Below are 13,893 nucleotides of genomic sequence, written 5' to 3'. Positions count from 1 at the left end.
CTGTTCAACGGATTACCAGAGCTTACTGAAACGGCATAATCTGCAGGGCAGTATGAGCGCCAAAGGTTGTTGTTACGACAATGCCTGTGCGGAAAGCTTCTTCCACACACTGAAGGTGGAATGTATCTACGGAGAGGACTTTGCCAGCCGGGAAATAATGCGGACAGCAGTATTTAATTATATCGAGTGTGATTACAATCGCTGGCGTCGTCACAGTGCCTGTGGCGGTCTCAGCCCGGAACAATTTGAAAATCAGAATCTCGCTTAGGGCCGTGTCCACATTACGTGGGTAGGATCAAACTTGGGATGTTCAAGTCAGAGGGGAAATTGAGCATCTGCGGTATGGGATACTTGGCGGATTTTGATGTAGAAGCCTTACGTAACAGAGAGAAAATCCAAGATTTTTCGGTCCCTCAGGGCGTGTTTGAGTTGTTCTGTGCCATTGATGAATCCAATCAGAAAATTTCATTAATTTTGGATTAGCTAAGGTGCTAATGAGCCTGATGAAATTCGAAGCCTTGGTACTGGCATGTTATGAAGAGGACGATGTGCTCACTGTTGCTCTGGGTGATAATGAGCAGTCACCTGAGAGTTATCTAATCATTACTCGGTTGGATGATGAAGATAATGACTCAATTGATGAGGGGATCGGCCTGCAAACATCACAGTCCGCCTATGAAGCATCGGCAGCGATCGAGAAAGTGATTTTGCATTCTGATCGTTTAGATGTGGTTATCACACCTGATTCACACGAGCATTTCGGTTGCTCGAGGCTCGAAGGTGTGTTCTCTGAAACGGTGCGTAATACGCCTGAAAAAATTGCTCTGTTGCGAAAGTATCTTGAAGCAATTTTCAACGGTAGTAAGACGACCCTTGTCTTTTCATGAGATTAAAATTTTCATAATCCAATAAAGACTTCTTTGCTGCCTTTCTGACCATGTCGTAGCACCCTGTGTGGATCCTATCCATGCAGGAGAGCACTCCATAAAGATCAGCACGTTACTGACGTTGTTTCTTCTGCTGATGCCGACATCGGTATTTTCCGGCACGGCACTGCTTACCCTTACGACACGGCTGTCCGTCTGATGCTGCCAGAAGAATGATCACCACCCTCCTTGAGCTACCCACCACTATAAATGAATTGCCTGCTGGCGCAGGCAATCCCAATCTCATTCCCAGACTAGTTCAGCTTCGCCTTGGCGAAGTCGCTGCCGTTGACGTCAACCACGTAGCCACTGAGGTTGTTGCGGGTGGCGTAAAACACCTTGCCGGTGGCCAGCGGTAGCCAGGGCACCTGTTTGGCGAACACCTGTTGTGCCTGCTGGTAGAGTTTGTCGCGTTCGGCAGGCGCCGACACGTTAATTGCCTGCTGGATCAGGCGGTCATAATCCTTATCACACCAACGGGCGACGTTAGCGCCGCTTTCCACGCCGGCACAGCCCAGCAGAGTGGCAAAGTTGTCCGGATCGCCGTTATCAGACATCCAGCCGTACAGCGCGCTTTGCTGCTCACCCTTGCGTAGCCCTGCCAGATACTGACCCCATTCCCAGGTAACGATTTTGGCCTTGACCCCGACCTTTGCCCAGTCGCTCTGGATCATTTCGGCGATGCGGCGCGAGTTCGGGTTGTAAGGGCGCGCGACCGGCATTGACCAGATATCGGTTTCAAAGCCCTTTTCCAGCCCGGCCTGCTTGAGCAGTTCGCGCGCCTTTTGCGGATCGTAGGCGTATTCCGGCAGCTTGCCGTTGTAGCCCAGCATACCCGGCGGCAACAGCGAACTGGCTGGCGTGCCGCTCTCTTTGAACACCGCGGCGACAATCGCCTTTTTGTCCACCGCGTAGCTCAGCGCCTGGCGCACCAGCACGTTGTCGAACGGTTTTTTCTGCGTGTTGAACGCCAGATAGCCGACGTTCAGGCCGTCGATATTGTGCAGTTGCAGGTTCTTGTCGTGCTTGATGGCCTCGAATTGCTCCGGCAGCGGTGCCGGAATAATCTGGCATTCATTGGTTTTCAGCTTGGACAGCCGGGTCTGCGCATCGGGCGTGATGGAAAATATCAGGTGTTTGCTGGCGACTTCGCCCTGCCAATAGTGCGGGTTGGCGATGTAGCGGATCAACGAGTCCTGCTTGTACTGTTGCAGCGCGTAAGGACCGGTGCCGATAGGCCAGTTATCGACGTTCTCCGGCGTGCCTTTCTTCATCATCGCATCGGCATACTCAGCCGACAGGATCGAGGCGAAGTCCATCGCCCAGTCGGCAAGGAAAGCGGCATTAGGCTGGCTGAGGGTAAAGCGCACGTGGTTGTCGTCCAGCGCTTCCACTTTGGTGATCAGCTTGTCCAGTCCCATATCGTTGAAGTAGGCATAATTGCCGCCGGAGACCTGGTGATATGGGTGATTAGCGTCTTTTTGGCGCATCACCGTGAACACCACGTCTTCGGCGTTGAAATCGCGAGTCGGGGTAAAGAATTTATTGCTGTTGAACTTCACCCCCTTGCGCAGGGTGAAGGTATAGGTTTTGCCGTCGGGGCTGATGGTCCAGTCGGTCGCCAGCGAAGGGGCGGGCGTTTTGTCGCTTTCACGCAGCGTCACCAGGCGGTTGTACAAGACCTGCGACGTGGCGATAAACGTCGGGCCGGAGCTGGACAGCTGCGGGTTGAACGATTCCGGTGATGCCACGGTGCAGTACACCAGCGTATCAGAGGCGGCCAGGGCGCTGCCTGCCGACAGGAGGCCGGTTCCGGCCAGCAACAGACTTATGGTTTTATGTTTGAACAGCATATGGATGATAACCCTCTGAATGATGACTGGCGACGCGCCGTCAGCCCAGAGCCGCGAACTCCGCCCGAATTTCCTCCTCCGGCAGATCGATGCCGATGAATACCAGCGTGCTCTGCCGCTGCTCTTCGGGCAGCCATTCACGATCCCAGTCGGCGTTGTACAGCCGCTGAACCCCCTGGAACAGCAACCGGCGCGGGTCGTCTTTGATTGACAATATGCCTTTATAACGTAACAGGTTATCAGCGAATTTTAGCAATAAACCTTCCATCACGTCGGAAATCTGCATCAGTTCCAGCGGCTGCGGGTGGTGGAGCACTATCGAGCGGATATTGTTTTGCGGTTGCGCAATGCGCCGGAACAGCGGCGTCGGCGCGCTGAGGCTCAGTTGGTCGTTCAGCACAAAGCCTTCGATGTCGAACAGCACGTTCAGATCGATATTGCCGTGGGTTACCTTATAAATCGGCGCGCGGGCGTTCATCGACTGCAAGCGCTGGATCAGCGGCTCGTTGTCGCTTGCGAGGTCGGTTTTGGTTAGCAGAATGCGATCGGCGTAGCCCACCTGGGCCTGCGAAATGGTGAACTCACTGAGCTGTCGATCGGCGTGTACCGCGTCCACCAGCGTAATAATGCCGTCCAGCAGAAAGCGCTCGCAAATAATCTCATGTGAGAAGAAGGTCTGGGTTATCGGTCCCGGATCGGCCATGCCGGTGCATTCGATGATCAGGCGGTCGAACGCCAGCTCGCCGTTGTCGACGCCGTCCAGCAGATCGAGCAGCGCATCCGCCAGTTCGTTGGCGCGGCTACAGCAGATGCAGCCATTGCTGAGCGTGGTGATGCGGCTGGCGCGGTCGCCAATCAACGCGTTGTCGATCGGCACTTCGCCGAACTCGTTTTCGATAACGGCAATTTTATGGCCGTGGTTTTCATTGAGGATATGGCGGAGCAGGGTGGTTTTGCCGGCGCCCAAAAAGCCGGTCAGAATGGTGACTGCGATGGGTTTCATTGCGGATCCTTTTAACAACAGCGCATGCCGCCTTTGCCGTCGCCGCCGTAGCGGGCCTGCTGGCGTTCACGGAAGAATTCTTTGTATGTCATCACCGGTTTGTCCGGATGATTGTCCTGCATATGTTGAACATAGGTATCGTAATCCGGCACGCCGACCAGCATCCGCGCCGCTTGCCCAAGATATTTTCCTGCCTGACCAAGATTGCCGAACATTGTTTTTCTCCTGGGAAAGAAAGGTGAAAACGGGCGCCGCATGCAGCGCCCGTGGTTAAGGTTATTATGCAGGCAAATTGCGCTTAATGCTGCGGCGAAACTTTGACCTCGCCCTCAGAGTTGGCGGATGACTGCTCCGGAACCGCTACGTAAGGCGTTTCCTGGTCGCTGCGCTGCGGGTTTTTATGCGCCGCCAGCGCCGTTTTGATGCCATAGAAGATGATGCTGTACACCACCAGCAGGAACATGATGCTCAGCCCGGCATTGGTGTAGTTGTTCACCACGATATGGTTCATGTTGGCAATCTGCTGTGCGCTCAGGTCTGCACCGCCAGCGGCAATCTTCTGCTTATATTCATTGGCGAGGAAGAAGAAGCCTTCCAGCTGCGGATTGTCGCTGAACAGTTTCAGGCCGAGCGCATAGGTGGTGCAGATCAGCAGCCACACCGCCGGCAGCACCGTGACCCAAATGTATTGGGTGCGCTTCATCTTGATCAGGACTACGGTACTGAGTACCAGCGCGACGGCGGCCAGCATCTGGTTGGAGATGCCGAACAGCGGCCACAGGCTTTTGACGCCGCCGAGCGGATCGACCACCCCTTGATACAGCAGATAGCCCCACAGCCCGACGCAGCCGGCGGTGCCAATAATGCCGGCCACCAGCGAATCGGTTTTCTTCAGGAACGGCACAAAATTGCCCAGCAGGTCTTGCAGCATAAAGCGGCCGGAACGGGTACCCGCATCCAGTGCGGTCAGAATGAACAGCGCTTCAAAAAGAATGCCGAAGTGATACCAGAAGCCCATATCCGCCGCCGGCATGATCTGGTGGAACACGTGCGCGATACCGACTGCCAGCGTTGGCGCGCCGCCGGCGCGGTTCAGTACCGACGGTTCGCCGATGTCTTTTGCGGTTTGCAGGATCTGTTCCGGGCTGATGACAAAGCCCCAGGAGCTGACGGTGGCGGCAGCGTGAACGGTCACGTCTTTCAGCTGTGCCATGATCATCGGTGCATTATCGCCACCCAACTGGTGCAGGTTTGGCATGGTGATGCCTAACGCCGCCGGAGGGGTATTCATGGCGAAGTACAGGCCAGGTTCGATAATCGACGCCGCGACCAGCGCCATGATTGCCACAAAGGACTCCATCAGCATGGCGCCATAGCCGATGTAGCGCGCATCGGTCTCACAGGCCAGCAGCTTCGGCGTGGTGCCGGAGGCGATCAGCGCGTGGAAGCCGGAAACCGCGCCACAGGCGATGGTGATGAACAGGAACGGGAACAGCGAGCCTTTCCACACCGGCCCGGTGCCGTCGACAAACTGCGTCACCGCCGGCATTTTCAGCTCGGGGTTGAGGATCACGATGCCGATTGCCAGCCCGACGATCACGCCGATTTTCAGGAAGGTCGCCAGATAATCGCGCGGTGCCAGGATCAGCCATACCGGCAGCAGGGCGGATACAAAGGCATAGCCGATCAGCGTATAGGTGATGGTGGTGTCTTTAAAGGTCAGAGCCGGTCCCCAGTAAGGGTCATGGGCAATCACGCCGCCAAACCATATCGACGCCACCAGCAGCACGATGCCGATCACCGAGACTTCACCCACCCGGCCAGGGCGCAGGAAGCGCATATACACGCCCATAAACAGTGCGATTGGCACCGTCGAACAGACGGTAAACACGCCCCACGGGCTTTCCGCCAGCGCTTTCACCACGATCAGCGCCAGCACCGCCAGGATGATGATCATGATCATAAAGCAGCCGAACAGCGCGATGGTGCCGGGCACCGGGCCCATTTCCTTTTTGATGATCTCGCCCAGTGACGCGCCGTTGCGGCGTGACGAGATAAACAGCACCATAAAGTCCTGCACCGCGCCGGCCAGCACCACGCCGCCCAGCAGCCACAGGGTGCCCGGCAGGTAGCCGACCTGCGCCGCCAGTACCGGGCCGACCAGCGGGCCGGCGCCGGCGATTGCCGCAAAGTGGTGGCCGAACAGCACGTTTTTGTTGGTGGGCACGTAGTTCAGGCCATCGTTATTGACCACCGCCGGCGTGGCGCGGCTGGCGTCCAGCTTCATCACCTTACTGGCGATGTACAGGCTGTAATAACGATAGGCCACCAGATACACCGCGATAGACGCGACGATGATCCACAGTGCGCTGATGTGTTCGCCGCGGCGCAGCGCCACGACGCCGAGACAGGAGGCGCCGAGCACTCCCAGCAGCATCCACGGTAAATGTTTGAGTATTCCCTCTGGTTTCATGAGGTGTCCTTATTCCAATCTGCAAAAAATGTATTAATTAATCCGCTTATTGATTTTCTGGACCGTCAGCGGCCCGTGTGCGGATCTCGACGTGGGTGACCCCAGTGGTAAGGGGCAGGTTTCGGAACAGCTCATCATGGCCTGTGCTGACAAGCGATGGCAGGCGAATTTCAGTAAGCGGTTTGATCGGCAGATTGAGCGGTTGAAAACGTCGGGTGAGCGGTTAGCGCACTGGCCGGGGCACAAGCCCCGGCGAACACGTTAACTGCCGCAGACTTCAAACAGCAGTTGGCGTAACCAGCGATGGCTGGCGGCTCGCCAGGCGTGCTAACACACCCGGCTGGCGTGTACCGCGTCGGGAAAGATGGCAGTGGTAAAGATATGACCGTCGACCTGCAGCTGGTTGTCGGGCAACCGTTCGACCGCATATTCCGTCGCCAGATAGTGGTGGAAATTATTCACGTCGGCGAGACTGCGAAAACCGATCAGATCGTAATAAAACAGCGACGCCATCAATTCGCGGTGTTGCGGAATGGTTTTCAACAGCGGGACGGAAGGAAACGGCAGCGCAAAAAAGAAGCCGCAGGGGTTGAGCAAACCTTGCTGTTTCAGCGCGGCGCCGCATGGCAGCAGTTGGTAATCATCGACGCAAATCAGGTCGCTCGGACAGACGTAATCGCAGGCGATGGCCGCGATATGCTGGCTAATCTGACAATAGGCCTGATAATTTTCGGCCGAAAAGTGCGCGAGTTCGGGCCGCTGGTGAAACACCGGCCATAGCCCATCGTGATAATAGCCTTGATAGTGGTAATGAAACTCGCGGGCGGAAAAAGGAAAGGTAACGAATTGATAACCGTCGCGTTGGTGGTCGTCGATCGGCCGATATTCCGCCTCGGCGAAGGTTTGCACATCGCCATTCCAGCCCAGCCATACCCCTTGGTGCTCGTCGACCCAATCGGTCAGCGAATAGTCATTTGCCGCCGCGACGATATCGTTGGCATCGCAGTGTTTATTCGAAATCAGAACCAGACGAGACATAGTGGTTTCCTTGGTGTGCCTATAACATCCAGGCCATTTCAGTGTCGGTAATCTGCTGTTCAAACTGGCGTAATTCGGCGCTTTTACAGGTGTGCCACAGTGAGCCGAACGCCGGGCCGAACAGCGCCTGCAAATAGGCGTTTTGCCTGAACAGTTCCAGCGCCTGCGGCTGGTTGAGCGGCAGCGGTGCCGCCTGCGGGGTAGCGTGGCCGTCACCGGTGGCGGCCGGCGGTAACGGCGTGGGATTTTCCAGCCCATACAGCATGCCAGCCAGGATGGTGGCAACGGCCAGGTAGGGGTTGGCATCGGCGCCGGCCAGGCGATACTCCACGCGCTGATTGGCGTTGTCGGCGCAGGGCAGGCGCAACGCCACGGTACGATTGTTGTAACCCCACGAGGCGCACAGCGGCACGTGCATGTCGGGGCGAAAACGCCGGAAGGCGTTGATATTGGGGGCGAGGATCGCCATCGACGCCGGCATCAGTGCCAGCATGCCGCCGATAACCTGGCGCATGGAGCTACTGAGCGTATCCGGCTGGCTGGCCAACCAATTGTGTCCCTGGGCATCCTGCAGGCTGATATGGAAGTGCAGGCCGCTGCCGGCGGCCTTCGCGCAGGGTTTGGCCATAAAGCAGGCGTGCTGGTGATGCTTTTCCGCCAGCTGACGCGTCAGGCGTTTCAGCGCCAGGATCTGGTCACAGGCCTCCAGCACTTTACTGCTGTGTTGCAGATTGAGTTCATATTGCCCGGCTGCGGCCTCGGCCACCACGCCGGTCAGCGGTATCGTCTGCAATTTGGCATGATGCGCGATGTCATCGAGCAACGCGCCGTGACACTCTGGCGCATCAACCGAAAAATTCTGCGTCAGGCTGGGTTGCGCCATGCCCGGTAGCTGATGCGGCGCATGCAGATAAAACTCCAGCTCGGCGGCGATCACCGGGTAATAGCCCAACCGATGCAGGCGGTGTAATACACGCTCCAGCACCACCCGCGGTTCAATACGGCAGGGATCGCCGTTGGTTTCGCGCATTGTCAGCTGCAGTTGCGCGATATGCTGCGGATCTCGGGCGCAAGGGCGCAGCGTGCCGGGCACCGGCAGACACAGCCGGTCGGGTTCCCCGGCATGCTGGCCCAAGCCGCTGTCTTCAATCACCTGACCGTTTAAATCCATGGCGTAAATCGACTGTGGGAAATAACAACCATTTTGCAAAGAAAATAATGCGCTGACGGCAATCCGTTTGCCGCGAAATTGGCCATTTAGATCGTTGAGATAAATATCCACCAATTCAGTGTCGGGATAACGTTGCAGATAGTCTTTTATTTCCTGACTGAATTTTTGCTGCGGCGCTGGTGGGGTTGGTGTTAATAATGCATGAAAATCAATGATATTAGCGTACATAAAACCCCCGGTTATTTAACGCGTCAGTCATAGGGGGAATCAGTGGGGAATAATAACCGGCAACGCAAAAGTATAAACGCATGGGTATTTGTCTCATCATGCCATTATGGCGATGAGATAATGTTATCCGGCTATTTTCCTGCCGTCTGTAAAAACGCCATAATGATTGGCAGCGCGGAAATAAAAATAGTGTAAATCTCCCCGCCGTACGGCGCGGGTATATTCGGCAGGGGGAGGGTGTCGCGCCGCCAGGCTTGCTTAATGGCGCAGGCCAAGGCTCGCCAGCGTGGTTTGCCGAATGCCGCTGCGGCTGTTGATGTACAACTGTTCCCGCCCCAGTTCCAGCATCCCCAGCGCCCCGCCGCTGGCGATGGCGAACGCGCAAAAATCGATGTCCAGGCTGTTGCCATGCAGTGCGTCCTGCGGGTCGCCGGGCGTATGGCCGCAGATCAGATAATCGACGCCGGCGATCGGCCGTTGCAGGTTGTTGATATAACGTTCTCGCCCCCAGATGCAGGCCTGCTTCACCGCGTGGTCGCCCGCCTGCAAACGACGGTAGAAGGTGTCGATATCATCGATCTCCGGCGGCACTTCGGCATGCAAAATTGCGTAGCGTCGTCGCCCGGTCTGCAAGGCAATTGTCCACGGCATCGGTTGCATCAACTGCTGACAATAGCGTTGCTGCTGTGGGCTGAGGTGGAAAAACCACTCGCCGCCGTCAATCTGCCACATCAGTTGCAAATCCAGCGCCGGCTGCTGGCGTTGCCTGGCGGCACACCACTCCAGCGCCCGAGCTTCGTGATTGCCGCGTACCGCATAAAACCAGTCCTGCGTCAGTAACTCCAGGCACGACAGACTGTGCTCGCCGCGATCGATCAGATCGCCGACCGCGATCAGGCGGTCATGCTGGCGATCGAATGCCACATGATTGAGCAACGACTGCAACGGCCGCAGGCAGCCATGCAGATCGCCAACGGCAAAATCACGGCCGTGGCGATTGACATCAAGGGTGACCATCATGTTTGGCCCTCCAGTTAACCGTCGGCCGCTGTCCGCTCGACGTTGGCAGCAGACGGCGGCGTAAAACCCTATTACAAGGGTAGTCAACAAGGCGCCGATCTGTGGCCGGATGCGCGCCGGACGATTCTGTGAGCGACGACACATACGTTTGTGCAAGGTTACAACGATGTAAATGTTTTGGCCGCTGAATGTTGTGAATGGATCCACAAAGTCCTGTCCGGCAATCCTCCTAGACTGCATGCATCGTGATTGACCTGCCGGAGAACGCCGATGTCCGTTGAGCCATGCCCAAATCTTTTCCACAGCCTGAGCCTGAGCGCGCAGCGTGCCCCACGAGCGCTGGCGTTGGTCTTCGAAGGGCAGCGCTATAGCTATGACGATTTTTACCGTGGCGTGCTGCGGGCGATGGCGCAACTGCAGGCAGATTGGGGGCTGCAACAGGGGCAACGCATTCTGCTGGCCTGGGGTAATACACCGGAATTCTGTCAGCTGTTTTATGCTGCCGCTGGCCTGGGGATCGAAGTGGTGCCGCTAAGCACCAAACTGCGTGAGGACGAAGTGCGTGAGCTGTTGTCACAGGCCGAACCACAGGCGCTGTTTTACGATGCCGCCTGCCAGCCCTGGCTGGCGAACTGGCAACAGGGCATTACGGTGTCGCTGACCCACTGGCGGCAACTCGAACTGCCGCCGCCTGACGTCCGCCCTGCGCCGGTCGGTCGGCAGGATACGGCGGTGATGATGTTTACTTCCGGCACCACTGGCACACCAAAAGGCGTACTGCTAAGCCACGGCAATTTGCTGGCGGCGGTAGAGGCCTATGCGCAGACGCTGAACCTGAGCGCCGGCGACAGCAGCGTATTGGCCGTGCCGATTTATCATATTACCGGCCTGTCGGCGCTGCTGGCGTTGTTTATCCATGTCGGGGGCAGCCTGTGGCTACAGCACCGCTTCAACGCCGACGCGGTGCTCAACGCCGTTCGCGAGCATGACATCACCTTTTTACACGGTTCGCCGACGGTGTTCACGCTGTTGACGCGGGCGCTGAAAGAGCAGGCGCAACGGCTGCCTGCCGCCGCGCCGGATACCTTCGCTGCGCTGCGTGCCATCGCCTGTGGCGCTGGCCATCTCAATGCCGGCCTGATCGCCACGCTGAGCGAAGCCTTCCCCCATACCGCAATCCACCCGGTTTATGGCCTGACGGAAACCAGCTCACCCGCCACCATTTTTCGCGACGATGTACGCCGCAGCAACAAGGCCGGCAGTGCCGGCACGGCAATCCCGGGGCTGGCGATCGCCATCCGTGACGAACGGCAGTGTGCCCTGCCTGCCGGAGCGATCGGCCACATCTGGCTGAAAGGTGAGGTTGTCAGCCATGGCTATAGGCAGCGGCAGATGACACAAGCGGCCTGCGCCGATGATGGCTGGTTCGCCAGTGGTGACATCGGCTACCTGGATGACGACGGCTACCTGTATATCAAGGATCGCAGCAAGGACATGATCAATCGCGGCGGCGAGAAGATCTATTCGATCGAGCTGGAGAACCTGCTTTCCACCTACCCCGGCATCAGCGAGGTGGCGGTGGTGCCGATGCCCAGCCCCTTGTACGGCGAGGAGCCGTTGGCATTTGTCGTGCCCGAGCCCCAGAGCTGCCTGACCAGCGAAGAACTGCTTGACTGGCTGCGACCGCAACTGGCGCGCTTCAAGTTGCCAGCGCGCATTCTGTTCACTCGAACCCTGCCGCGTACCCATAACGGGAAAATCAATAAACGCCAGCTAAAACAGCAGCTCAGCCAATACCTTTCACTTTTCTGAACGCAGGAGGCAGCAGCCATGACGGAGAAATTCATTAGTGCAGCACAGGCAGCAGAGCGGGTAAACAGCGGTGACACCGTCTGTACCGTCGGGATGACGCTGACCGGCGCTGCCGAGTCGGTGCTCGCGGCGCTGGAAGCGCGCTTTCTTGACACCGGCACGCCACGGGATCTGACGCTGGTACATGCGGCGGGGCAAAGCGATCGCCAGCGCGGCAACCAGCATTTTGCCCACCCGGGAATGGTACGGCGGCTGATCGGCTCGCACTGGGGGTTGGCGCCGCGCTGGATGGCGATGATCAACAACGACGAGGTCGAGGCGTTCTGTCTGCCGCAGGGGCAGATGGTGCATCTGTATGCGGCGATGGCTGCTGGCCTGCCGGGCCGGCTGTCTAAAGTCGGGCTGGGTACCTTTGTCGATCCTCGTCTGGAGGGCGGACGCATGAACCGACGCACGCGGCAACTGCCGCCGCTGGTGGAACACATGATGTTCCGTGGCGAAGAGTATCTCTATTACCCGGCGATCCCGTTTGACGTGCTGATTATTCGCGGCACGCACGCCGATGAGGACGGCAATCTGACCACCGACGAAGAGCCGATGGCGCTTGAGGTTTTACCGGCGGTGCTGGCAGCCAAAAGCCGCGGGGCAACGGTGATCGCCCAGGTCAAGCACCGGGTGGCGCGTCACTCGCTACATCCCAAGCGGGTTACTGTACCGGGCAATCTGATTGATGCGTTAGTGCTGTGCGAATCGGCGCAGCACGATCATCGTCAGACGGCGAGTTGGGCGTTTGATCCGGCGTTGTGTGGCGATTTGCGCCTGCCGAACACCGCCGTTCCCCCGCTGCCCTTGACGTTGCGCAAGCTGATCGGCCGGATTGCCTGCCGCTATCTGACGCCTGGCTGCGTGATCAACCTGGGTACCGGCATCCCCAACGATGTTATCGGCGCCATTGCGCACGAGGAGGGGCTCGACGATCGGCTGACCATCACGGTGGAGTCGGGTATCTACGGCGGCTGGCAGGCGGGCGGTATCGACTTCGGTGTCGGTCGCAACCTGAGCGCAATGATCAGCCACCAGGACCAGATGCTGTACTACAACGGCGTCGGGGTGGATATCACCTTTATGGGCGCCGGCGAGATGGATGCCGCCGGCAACGTCAACGCCACGCGGCTCGGTAATACCTGCCCTGGCGCTGGTGGCTTTATCGACATCACGCAGAATGCCCGCCATGTGGTGTTCTGTTCCAGTTTTACCGCCAGCGGATTGGACATCGCCTGTGAAGGCGGCCAATTGCACATCTTGCAGGAAGGGGCGGTGCGCAAGTTGGTATCCGCCGTCGGGCAGGTTTCCTACAACGGCGAGTTGGCGAGAAGCGCAGGGCAACGCATGCATTTCGTCACCGAACGCGCGGTGTTTGAGCTGCGGCCGGAAGGCCCGGTACTGGTGGAAATTGCTCCCGGCGTCGATTTGTCGCGCGACATTCTGTCGCAGATGGACTTTACGCCGCTGATCGATCCACAGCTCGGCGTGATGGATCCGGCTCTGTTCCAGGCGCCGCCGCTGGGATTGTGGCGCAGCCAGGCGACGACGCAACCTTTTAATCCTTCAGGAGAAACAGCATGAGACTGCAACAGCAAGTGGCCATTGTTACCGGCGCCGCCCGTGGCATCGGCAAGGGGATCGCCGAGGTATTGGCACGCGAAGGCGCACAGGTGGTGGTGTCCGATGTCGACGCCCAGGTCGGAGAGGGCTGTGTTGAAGGGCTGCGCGCGGCGGGACATCAGGCGCAGTTCGTCGCGTGCAATATCGCCGATGCGCAGCAGGTCGCGGCATTGTTCGAGACGGTGCTGAGCCGCCATGGCCGGCTGGACATTCTGGTCAACAACGCCGGCATCAACCGTGACGCCATGCTGCACAACATCAGCGAAGCAAACTGGGACGCGGTGATAGCCGTCAATCTGAAAGGCACTTTCCTTTGTCTGCAACAGGCGGCGCGCCATATGCGCGAGCGTGGCGCGGGGCGCATTATCAATATCGCCTCTGCCAGCTGGTTGGGCAATGTGGGGCAGGCCAACTATGCCGCCTCCAAGGCCGGGGTCGTGGGGCTGACCAAAACCGCCTGCCGCGAACTGGCGCGCAAGGGCATTACCGTTAACGCTATTTGCCCCGGATTTATCGACAGTGACATGACGCGCGGGGTACCGGAAAAAGTGTGGCAAATGATGGTTGATAAAATACCGGCCGGCTATGCCGGGCAGGCCTCCGACGTCGGCGAGTGTGTGGCATTTCTCGCGTCGGATGCGGCGCGCTATATCAATGGCGAAGTGATTAACGTTGGCGGCGGCATGGTGCTGTAAGGAGCAAAA

General features: G+C 58.1%; 13 protein-coding genes. 6 read left to right on the top strand and 7 right to left on the bottom strand.

The genetic code is table 11. The features are described from left to right. From AC2AXP_RS16885 to AC2AXP_RS16875, 3 genes are all read left to right on the top strand, one after another. A partial coding sequence (locus tag AC2AXP_RS16885; RefSeq protein WP_484381822.1) for an IS3 family transposase occupies positions 1-268 on the top strand: 268 nt, incomplete at its 5' end. Between the two features lie 38 nt (positions 269-306). Further along, positions 307-483 (top strand): hypothetical protein, encoded by a 177-nt coding sequence (locus AC2AXP_RS16880; protein WP_484381821.1) that lies wholly within the window; start codon positions 307-309, stop codon positions 481-483. Positions 484-503: 20 nt separating this feature from the next. After that, positions 504-887 (top strand): Imm10 family immunity protein, encoded by a 384-nt coding sequence (locus tag AC2AXP_RS16875; protein ID WP_088499862.1) that lies wholly within the window; start codon positions 504-506, stop codon positions 885-887. Between the two features lie 293 nt (positions 888-1,180). Here AC2AXP_RS16875 and AC2AXP_RS16870 read toward each other — a convergent pair whose 3' ends face one another. The 7 genes from AC2AXP_RS16870 to AC2AXP_RS16840 all read right to left on the bottom strand — a co-directional run bounded on the left by AC2AXP_RS16870 (position 1,181) and on the right by AC2AXP_RS16840 (position 9,712). Further along, on the bottom strand, positions 1,181-2,779 hold the full coding sequence (locus AC2AXP_RS16870) for an ABC transporter substrate-binding protein (RefSeq protein WP_004955723.1): 1,599 nt from the start codon (positions 2,777-2,779) through the stop codon (positions 1,181-1,183). Between the two features lie 40 nt (positions 2,780-2,819). Beyond that, entirely contained in the window at positions 2,820-3,782 is a 963-nt protein-coding gene (gene yjiA / locus AC2AXP_RS16865; RefSeq protein WP_004955719.1) for a GTPase, read from the bottom strand. A gap of 11 nt (positions 3,783-3,793) precedes the next feature. Further along, complete coding sequence (locus tag AC2AXP_RS16860; protein ID WP_004955716.1) at positions 3,794-3,997, bottom strand: YbdD/YjiX family protein; 204 nt, start codon at positions 3,995-3,997, stop codon at positions 3,794-3,796. 83 nt (positions 3,998-4,080) lie between these two features. Then, complete coding sequence (locus AC2AXP_RS16855) at positions 4,081-6,255, bottom strand: carbon starvation CstA family protein (protein ID WP_004955714.1); 2,175 nt, start codon at positions 6,253-6,255, stop codon at positions 4,081-4,083. Between the two features lie 327 nt (positions 6,256-6,582). Continuing rightward, complete coding sequence (locus AC2AXP_RS16850; RefSeq protein ID WP_004955713.1) at positions 6,583-7,293, bottom strand: trehalose-6-phosphate synthase; 711 nt, start codon at positions 7,291-7,293, stop codon at positions 6,583-6,585. 19 nt (positions 7,294-7,312) lie between these two features. Continuing rightward, the gene (locus AC2AXP_RS16845) at positions 7,313-8,692 is read right to left on the bottom strand and encodes a glutamine synthetase family protein (RefSeq protein ID WP_371901971.1); all 1,380 of its coding nucleotides are present in this window, start codon (positions 8,690-8,692) and stop codon (positions 7,313-7,315) included. A gap of 258 nt (positions 8,693-8,950) precedes the next feature. Then, a complete protein-coding gene (locus AC2AXP_RS16840; RefSeq protein ID WP_198773235.1) occupies positions 8,951-9,712 on the bottom strand; it encodes a metallophosphoesterase in 762 nt (253 codons plus the stop codon). A 270-nt stretch (positions 9,713-9,982) separates the two neighbouring features. Here AC2AXP_RS16840 and AC2AXP_RS16835 point away from each other — a divergent pair, with 270 nt between their 5' ends. The 3 genes from AC2AXP_RS16835 to fabG are packed head-to-tail and all read left to right on the top strand — an operon-like array spanning position 9,983 to position 13,884. Beyond that, positions 9,983-11,524 carry a class I adenylate-forming enzyme family protein gene (locus tag AC2AXP_RS16835; RefSeq protein ID WP_484381820.1) on the top strand — a complete coding sequence of 514 codons (1,542 nt, stop codon included), beginning with the start codon at positions 9,983-9,985 and terminating at the stop codon, positions 11,522-11,524. An 18-nt stretch (positions 11,525-11,542) separates the two neighbouring features. Next, positions 11,543-13,150, top strand: a complete 1,608-nt coding sequence (locus AC2AXP_RS16830; protein WP_484381819.1) for an acyl CoA:acetate/3-ketoacid CoA transferase — start codon at positions 11,543-11,545, stop codon at positions 13,148-13,150. Continuing rightward, a complete protein-coding gene (gene fabG, locus AC2AXP_RS16825; RefSeq protein WP_430299293.1) occupies positions 13,147-13,884 on the top strand; it encodes a 3-oxoacyl-ACP reductase FabG in 738 nt (245 codons plus the stop codon). The genes AC2AXP_RS16830 and fabG overlap by 4 nt, the downstream gene beginning before the upstream one ends. The last annotated feature ends 9 nt before the right edge of the window (positions 13,885-13,893 follow it).

The sequence above is a fragment of the Serratia sp. Sp408 genome (assembly GCF_057180665.1).
The sequence above is the reverse complement of the archived record's forward strand: the minus strand, read 5'-3'. Positions and strand labels throughout refer to the sequence as shown.

Coding starts and splice junctions, on each gene's coding strand:
- AC2AXP_RS16855 (WP_004955714.1), bottom strand. CDS start 6,255: ATGAAACCAGAGGGAATACTCAAACATTTACCGTGGATGCTGCTGGGA.
- AC2AXP_RS16830 (WP_484381819.1), top strand. CDS start 11,543: ATGACGGAGAAATTCATTAGTGCAGCACAGGCAGCAGAGCGGGTAAAC.
- AC2AXP_RS16860 (WP_004955716.1), bottom strand. CDS start 3,997: ATGTTCGGCAATCTTGGTCAGGCAGGAAAATATCTTGGGCAAGCGGCG.
- AC2AXP_RS16850 (WP_004955713.1), bottom strand. CDS start 7,293: ATGTCTCGTCTGGTTCTGATTTCGAATAAACACTGCGATGCCAACGAT.
- yjiA (WP_004955719.1), bottom strand. CDS start 3,782: ATGAAACCCATCGCAGTCACCATTCTGACCGGCTTTTTGGGCGCCGGC.
- fabG (WP_430299293.1), top strand. CDS start 13,147: ATGAGACTGCAACAGCAAGTGGCCATTGTTACCGGCGCCGCCCGTGGC.
- AC2AXP_RS16880 (WP_484381821.1), top strand. CDS start 307: ATGTTCAAGTCAGAGGGGAAATTGAGCATCTGCGGTATGGGATACTTG.
- AC2AXP_RS16840 (WP_198773235.1), bottom strand. CDS start 9,712: ATGATGGTCACCCTTGATGTCAATCGCCACGGCCGTGATTTTGCCGTT.
- AC2AXP_RS16870 (WP_004955723.1), bottom strand. CDS start 2,779: ATGCTGTTCAAACATAAAACCATAAGTCTGTTGCTGGCCGGAACCGGC.
- AC2AXP_RS16845 (WP_371901971.1), bottom strand. CDS start 8,692: ATGTACGCTAATATCATTGATTTTCATGCATTATTAACACCAACCCCA.
- AC2AXP_RS16875 (WP_088499862.1), top strand. CDS start 504: ATGAAATTCGAAGCCTTGGTACTGGCATGTTATGAAGAGGACGATGTG.
- AC2AXP_RS16835 (WP_484381820.1), top strand. CDS start 9,983: ATGTCCGTTGAGCCATGCCCAAATCTTTTCCACAGCCTGAGCCTGAGC.